The organism is Oleiphilus sp. HI0066, from assembly GCF_001635725.1.
This window is the reverse complement of record NZ_LWFH01001673.1, coordinates 1-957: the sequence shown is the minus strand read 5'-3', so window position 1 is coordinate 957 and position 957 is coordinate 1. Positions and strand designations below refer to the sequence as shown.

Annotated in this window: 1 protein-coding gene and 1 pseudogene; both read left to right on the top strand. The window is 45.7% G+C overall.

Annotated features, from left to right (window positions below):
- A pseudogene (locus A3738_RS26200) lies at window positions 1-302 on the top strand (molybdopterin-dependent oxidoreductase); the annotation flags it as partial.
- 5 nt (window positions 303-307) lie between these two features.
- On the top strand, window positions 308-957 hold a 650-nt coding region (locus A3738_RS30205; protein WP_304440132.1), incomplete at its 3' end, for an XdhC family protein.

The window sequence follows — 957 nt, the reverse complement described above, 5'->3', positions numbered from 1 at the left end:
AAGTAGTTAATCCTGATATCGTTAAAATGCAAATGGAAAGTTGCATCGTTTTTGGCATTACAGCAGCTTTACATGGCGAGATTGAATTTGTTGACGGTGGAGCTGCGCAAAGCAATTTCCATGATTACCAAATGCTTCGCATGAATGAGTGCCCAGAAATAGATGTGCACATAGTCGACAGCGCTGAATCGCCAACGGGTGTGGGCGAACCTGGACTTCCTCCAATTGCGGCGGCGATGGGGTCAGCGATTTATAAGGCGACGGGCACACGCCATACTCGACTTCCATTTAAAATAAGCTGATATAAATGAATACTCAGCGTTATCAGGTTTTGCTCAAATTAAAAGAGTGTTTAGAGGCGGGGCGCCCAGCATTTCTAGTCACCGTGCTAGAAACATGGGGAGCTTCACCTCGACCTGCTGGAAGTATTTTGGTTTTTGATCCGTCAGCCAATAAAGTCTACGGCTCTGTCTCCGGAGGCTGTGTAGAAGAGGAACTTCTGAGAGATCTTTATGCAGGAACGACTTTCTCAAACGCGCATGATGCCCCAATTCTTACACGATTTGGTAGGGATTTAAGTGGTGTGTCTTTACCTTGCGGTGCTGAAATAGAGCTTATGATCGAAGAGTTTTCATGCTCTGAATCCAAGCATGAAACGCGTGGTATTACTCACGTTAAAGAACTGGTAAGAGCGATAGACGAAGGCCGTGAGGTCTGGCGTTCGGTGCATTTTGATTCTTCGTTGGTAGGCTTTGAGACCCGCTCTGGTAATGAAAAATCATACTCAGTCGTTAATCGTTTAGCCGATAAAGTAAAGCTCAGATATGATCGTCCAGATCGCTTATTGCTTATCGGATTGAGTGATGTATCACTTGCATTGTTACCACTGGCAGAAAGTATTGGATACGAGGTTCAGATCTGTGATCCGAGACACGAGCATGTTGCGCGACAGACGAG